Below are 6,076 nucleotides of genomic sequence, written 5' to 3'. Positions count from 1 at the left end.
CTCAATATTTGCGCATTAATCGCGATAAATTGGCACGCATCCGCCCCCGGAGCCCTGCTGCCATGCCCCCAGCCAATCCGTCGCCCTGCCCCTGCGCGGCCAGTTCCGCGCGCTCTACAACCAACTCAAGCGCGCGCATCTGCTCGAACGCACGCCGGTGATTTTCTGCGAAGGCGATTCGTGGTTCTCCACGCCCCTGGCGATGAACCTGCTCGACTGGATCGTCTCGCCGGCGCCGCAGGACGAGGAGCGCGGAATTCCGCTGCTCGGCAACGGCGGCCTGTTCTTCCGCGCCGAACGCAGCGGCGATCACGCCTCGCGCAATGCCGACGATCCCAAGCGCTCGATGTTCGTGCGCGACAACATCGACGACATCATCGGCTGGTACGAGCAGTTCGATTTCGATCTGATCCTGCTCAGCGCCGGCGGCAACGATTTCGTCGACAGTTTCCTCAAGCGCACCCTGCGCGGGCAGACCGCGCTGTCGGCCGACGCCGCGTTCGCGCTGGTGCTGGCCAGCGGCAAGTACGAGACCGTGCGCAAGGCCTATGCGCTGTTCGTGCAGGCCGCGCTGGCGGCCAAACCGGACACGCCGATCCTGGCCCACACTTACGATCATCCGCAGTTGATCGGCCGCCCCGGCGCGCTGACGCCGGGCAATATCGGCGTGGCGGCGCTGCTGAAAAAAAGCGTGGGGCCGTGGATCGGGCCGCACATCAACGCGGTGGTGCACGCCGATCCGGCCAAGACCCCGGATGAGCGGCGGCGTTTCGTGCGTCTGCTGATCGATGGTTTCGAACAACATGTGTTGCGCGAACTCAAGAACGATCCGCGCTTCGCCGGCCGCTTCGATTACGTCGACCTGCGCGGAACGCTGACCAGCCCGAGCCAATGGTTCGACGAAATGCATCCCTCCGAAGCCGGGTTCCACGCCTTGGCCAGCAAGTTCCGCGCGGCGATCATCGCCAAGCTGCCGGCGGCCAAGCGCTAGCGATCGGCGCGCGCCGCGGCCGGGCATCGGCAAAAGAAAAAGGCCGGCGGAGGCCGGCCTTTTCCTTCCACGCAACCGCTCGACTCGCATCGAGCGGTTCGGTCGCGGCGCCGGGGGGCCGGCGCCGCGCCGTTTTTACCAAGCCACCCGACGCTGATCGACCAGACGCGGGCTGACTTCCTTCACCCCGGCCTGGCCGAGGATGCGCTGGCGCGCCTGCATCGCCTCGGCCACCGAGGAATAGCCGATGGTGGCCTTGCCGCCGACCGCCGAGGAATACAGCAGCTTGCCGCCGGTGGATTCGGCCAGACCGTCGATCGCACCGATGTGGGTGAAATAGACGTTGAGCTCCGGCGCCACGATCACCGCGCTGCCCGCATCGGACACCGCGGCGGCGAGGTTCTCGCCGCCGCTGGCGGCCGCATCCAGCGAACGCTTGCTGCGCGCGCTGGTGGAGGCTTGCGGCACTTCGACCACGTAGTCGCCGACGATCAGCTGATTGTCGGTCTCGGTGCTGGCCGCGGTCGGAGCCGCCTTGACCACCGCCGACGGCGCCAGCCGGAACTCGCGCTGGCCGATGCTGAAGCTCTCGCCGGTCGCGGCCAGATCGAGTTGGGCCTTGTTGGTGTAGGTCTGAGCCAGCGCCGCCGGCGCCATCGCCACGGCCAACAGCCCGGCGCACAACGAAAGAGATTGGATTTTCATGTTCAGTGCCCCAGGACGCGAATCTTGAACGAGGAAAGATTGCCCTTGCTGGCGGCGCCGGCGGCCAGACTGGTGTCGGCCACCTCCACGGTCCAGTTGCCGGTGCCGGGCTCATCGAGGAAGGCGTTGACCGCAGCCAGATCGAAGGTCATCACATCGCCGACCGGAACCGAACCTGCGGGAACGACGATGGCGCGGGTGCCGCTGGGCGAGACCAGGGTGACCACCAGCGGGGTGGACTTCAACGGCAGGGTGTTGCCGACCGGATAGGTCGAGGCCAGACCGATCTGCACCGCTTCGATGCGGCCCGCGCCACCGGCGATGGCGACGCTGGCGCGCGCCGGCGCGGCGGCGTTGCCGATCTCTTGCGGCGTCTCGAGCTGGACGTTCTGCCAACCGCTGTCGACCAACGGCCCCAGCGACTTGAAGTTGCCCGCGCGGGTCACCGCCAAGCTGGCGTCGACCAGGCCGTAGCCGTACCAGTTGCTGAAAGCGCGGCCGGCGGCGTTGGTGGTCCAACCGGCGGACAACACCGTGCCGTTGGCGTTGGTCACCGCCGCCTGGGTCGGGTCGATCTTGCGCGCGGTGGTGGCCAGGATGTACTTGACGTCGCGGTAGCTCAGCTTCGGGTTGACCTGCAGCATCAGCGCGACCACGCCCGATACCGTCGGCGACGCCGCCGAGGTGCCGTTCATCGTCGCCGCGTAGTTGCAGGTGTTGTCGATGGTGGATTGATCCGACTCCAGCCGATTGAGGTTGAAGTCGGCCCAGAACGCCGCCGGGGTGACCCGGTTGGTGTTGTAGCCGCGGGCGCAGCCCGACAGGTCGGTGGTCATAATCGCCGGATCGAAACGCACCGCCGGCTGCGTCGCCAGCTGCGCCGCCGAGGCCTGGGTCGCCAGCAGCGGGCGCTCCCAACCGTACTCGCCGCCCAGACCGGACACCCACAGCGAAGCGCCGGGGGTGGAATAGCTGGAGCGCTTGCCCGCGGCGTTGACCGCGGCGACGGTGATGATGTTGAAGTAGTTCGATTCCACCACGAAGATCGACTGGCTGCAGCCGACCTGGCCGCTGGACGCGGGGCAGTAGGTGCTGACGCTGTTGAAGCCGTTGCCGGCGGCCTTGACGTAGACCGTGCCCAGCCCGCCGCGGGTGGCGGCCATCGGGTTTTCCCAGGCGGCCAGTTCGTTCTCGGAGATGGTGGTCAGAAACAGCGGGATGGTATCGCCCCAGCTGTTGTTGGAGACCTGCACGTCCTTGGACTCGGCGCCGTCCCACCAGGCGTACTGAATCTGCGCGCTGGTGCCGCCGGCGTCGAGGAAGTTGAAGCTCTTCAGGCGCGCGCTCGGGGCCACGCCGCGCACGCCGATGCCGTTCCAGCCGACCGCGGCGATGATGCCCGACACCGCGGTGCCGTGCGCCGCGCCGCCGTTGACCGGGGTCGGATCATGGCTGTTGTTGTTGAAGTTCCACGAACCGTTGGGCACCACGTTCGCGGCCAGATCCGGGTGGGCGATTTCCGCGCCCTGGTCGAGCACGCCGACCACCACGTTCTTGCCGCGGATGTTGTAGTCGTGCAGATCGTCGATGCCGATGTCCACGCCGAAGGTCGGCCGGGTATCGCCGAGCACCGCCTGACCGTAGTTCATCAGATGCCACTGGTAGCGATACAACGGGTCGTTCTGCGCCTGCGCGGCGCCGGCCGTCAATGCGGCCAGGGTCGCCACGCTCAAGATCGTCTTTTTGCCGAAAAGCTGTCGCATACCGCCAACTCCTTGTTTTCGTCGGACAAGCCGGCCCACCGCGGCCGGAGCTGGGCTCCGGCCGGCGCGGGTCGCCTGCGCGTCGGGTGGGATGGACTTACTGATAGATCATCGTGAAGGTGACGCTGCTGTTGGCCGCGCCCGCGGTCGCCGCGCCGGTGGCCACGTATTGCGCGTAGTAGCGCAGGTCCGCACCGCCGCCGGACACCGCCGCGGCTTGCGAGTTCTGCAGGCCGCTGGGGTTGCCGAGCAGGATCTGCGAGTGGTCGGCGTTGAGCAGTTGCAGCTCCACGTTGCCGGCGTTGCCGGTGCCGCCTTGCAGGGTCAGATTGTTGGTGCTGGTGTTGACGGTCGGACCCGGCTCGAAATAGGTCTGGATCTGAGCGGTGGTGGCGTCGCAATCGGCCACGCGGATCACGAACGGGGTGCGCCCGGCGGTCTCGCCGGCGGCCGACAGCGCCGACACCGCGACCGCCGGCAGGCGGACCCGGATATCGGCCGGGGTCGGGCCGTTGGTCAGCACGCAGGTCGGCGCGATCACCGAACCTTCGATATGGATCGTGCCGTCGGCCGCGTGCGCGGCGACGGGCAAAGCGACTGCGGTAACGAGCGCTGCAATGGATGCGATCTTCATTTCATTCCTTGAACGTCGGGTTACGGGGGACCGGCATGGCGCACTCACGGACGCCCCATCGCCCGACCGTTCGCGTAATGCCGTAATGCCGCGATATGTCGCCGACAGAACCATCCGATTTCACTTGGGTTACACCATCCCTCCATAGATACAACGCAAATTCTCTTCCTCCCCCCTACGCCGCCCGGACGGCCGGTAGCGGCACCGGCCGGAACCGTGACGACGGTGGCGATGGCGGCCCGCGCCGACGGCCGCCTTGGCCGGAAAACGGGCAAAAAAAAGCCGGCGGGCGCCGGCTTTTTCCTCTCTGCTGGGGGAAATCGGACCTTAGTCCGACTCCCACCACATCCAGAACTCATCCCACAGGCGCTTGAAGAACCCGCCTTCCTCGACCGCGGCGATCGCCACCAGCGGACGCTGGGCGACGACCTTGCCGTCGAGCATGACCTTGACCGTACCGATGGCCTGGCCCTTCTTGATCGGCGCGACCAGGGTCTTGGGCACGTCCATGCTCGGCTTGAGTTGCGCGTACTTGCCGCGCGGCACGGTCACCAGCATCGGCTGGGCGACGCCGAGCTGGACTTCCGCCGACTGGCCCTTCCAGACCTTCTGCTTGGCCACCTGCTTGCCGGCGTCGTAGAGCTTGTGGGTTTCGAAGAAGCGGAAGCCCCAGTTGAGCAGGGCCTGGCTGTCGGTGGCGCGCTGGGCTTCGGAGGTCGAACCCATCACCACCGAGATCAACCGCTGCTCGCCGCGCTGGGCCGAGGCCATCAGGCAGTAACCGGCCTTGGAGTGGTGACCGGTCTTGATGCCGTCGACGGTGGAATCGCGCCACAGCAGCAGGTTGCGGTTGGGCTGGGTGATCGGCCCGACCTTGAGTTCCTTGATCTTGTTGTACGAATACGCGACCGGGAAGTCGCGGATCAGCGCGCGGCCGAGCAGGGCCAGATCGTGCGCGGTGGAGTAATGATTCTCCTGCGACAGGCCGTGCGGGTTCATGAAGTGCGAATTCTTCAGGCCGATGCGCGCGGCGTACTGGTTCATCAGCGCGGCGAAGGCGTCCTCGCTGCCGGCGACGTGTTCGGCCAGGGCGATCGCGGCGTCGTTGCCGGACTGCACCACCATGCCCTTTTCCATCTCCACCAGCGGCGCGGTGGTGTTGACCGCGAAGCCGGAGTAGCTGCCGTCGGTGGCCGCGCCGCCCTTGCGCCAGGCGTTCTCGGTCATCATCACCTGATCGGTGTCCTTGACCTTGCCGCCGGCCATTTCGGCGGCGATCACGTAGCTGGTCATGACCTTGGTGATGCTGGCCGGTTCGACCCGCAGGTCGGGGTTCTGGCTGGCCAGGATGTTGCCGCTGGCCGCGTCCATCAGCACCCAGGCGGTGCCCTGAATCTGCGGCGGCGGCGGGACCGGCAGCGCGTCGCTGGCCGGCGGCAGCGCGGCGGCGGCGGGCGCGGGCTTGGCGGCCGGAGCCTGGGCCGAAGCGAAACCGGCCACGGCGGTGGCCAGAAAGGCCGAGGTCAGCGCGGCGAAGGCGGCCGCGCGCGGGGTGAAGCGAACAGTCATCGTTGAACTACTCCGCAGGCCGGTACCGTGCCGGCCGAAGGGTTGGATGTCGGCATCGCCGTCCTGGCGCCGCCGTCGATAGGGCCGGACCGTGCCTTCCTGCTGCGGTCCGCGAGCCGTGCATCCTGCCTCAGATGCGCGGCGCTTGCAGCCGCCGGCCCGTGCCGGCGGCGGCGAAGGTTCAGTCGCGTACGCGTTGCGGCTGGCCGAATCCCAGACCGACGATGCGCGCGGCGAGTTCCGGGGCGGCGTCGGCCTGCAGCGGGCCGACCCGCAAACGCCAGATTTTCTGGCCGCTGGCGGAGTTGCCGTCGAGCAGTTTGGCGGTGCCGATGCCGGCCCCGCGCAGCATGGTCAGGGCGCGGTCGGCGTTGCTGCGGGCGGAGAAGCTGGCGACCTGCAAGGTCACATCGC

6 protein-coding genes are annotated in these 6,076 nt (G+C 67.6%); 1 reads left to right on the top strand and 5 read right to left on the bottom strand.

Translation table 11 applies throughout. The features are described 5' to 3' along the window. The first annotated feature begins 157 nt into the window (after positions 1–157). Positions 158–991, top strand: coding sequence for a hypothetical protein (locus V7787_RS52060; RefSeq protein ID WP_336095336.1), 834 nt, complete (start codon positions 158–160; stop codon positions 989–991). Between the two features lie 135 nt (positions 992–1,126). Here V7787_RS52060 and V7787_RS52055 read toward each other — a convergent pair whose 3' ends face one another. From V7787_RS52055 to V7787_RS52035, 5 genes are all read right to left on the bottom strand, one after another. Next, positions 1,127–1,696 (bottom strand): hypothetical protein, encoded by a 570-nt coding sequence (locus tag V7787_RS52055; RefSeq protein ID WP_336095335.1) that lies wholly within the window; start codon positions 1,694–1,696, stop codon positions 1,127–1,129. A 2-nt stretch (positions 1,697–1,698) separates the two neighbouring features. Continuing rightward, positions 1,699–3,459, bottom strand: a complete 1,761-nt coding sequence (locus V7787_RS52050; protein ID WP_336095334.1) for a S8 family serine peptidase — start codon at positions 3,457–3,459, stop codon at positions 1,699–1,701. A 97-nt stretch (positions 3,460–3,556) separates the two neighbouring features. Next, complete coding sequence (locus V7787_RS52045; protein WP_336095333.1) at positions 3,557–4,093, bottom strand: fimbrial protein; 537 nt, start codon at positions 4,091–4,093, stop codon at positions 3,557–3,559. Positions 4,094–4,420: 327 nt separating this feature from the next. Next, a complete protein-coding gene (locus tag V7787_RS52040; RefSeq protein WP_336095332.1) occupies positions 4,421–5,662 on the bottom strand; it encodes a D-alanyl-D-alanine carboxypeptidase family protein in 1,242 nt (413 codons plus the stop codon). A gap of 181 nt (positions 5,663–5,843) precedes the next feature. Continuing rightward, positions 5,844–6,076 (bottom strand): SPOR domain-containing protein (locus V7787_RS52035; protein WP_336095331.1); only part of this gene is annotated, 233 nt, incomplete at its 5' end.

Source organism: Pseudomonas sp. CGJS7 (genome assembly GCF_036961695.1).
This window is presented reverse-complemented; position numbering and strand designations above follow the sequence as displayed.

Bases quoted from the DNA above. Each gene is read 5' to 3' on its own strand.
- V7787_RS52050 (WP_336095334.1), bottom strand. From the start codon at position 3,459: ATGCGACAGCTTTTCGGCAAAAAGACGATCTTGAGCGTGGCGACCCTG.
- V7787_RS52055 (WP_336095335.1), bottom strand. From the start codon at position 1,696: ATGAAAATCCAATCTCTTTCGTTGTGCGCCGGGCTGTTGGCCGTGGCG.
- V7787_RS52040 (WP_336095332.1), bottom strand. From the start codon at position 5,662: ATGACTGTTCGCTTCACCCCGCGCGCGGCCGCCTTCGCCGCGCTGACC.
- V7787_RS52045 (WP_336095333.1), bottom strand. From the start codon at position 4,093: ATGAAGATCGCATCCATTGCAGCGCTCGTTACCGCAGTCGCTTTGCCC.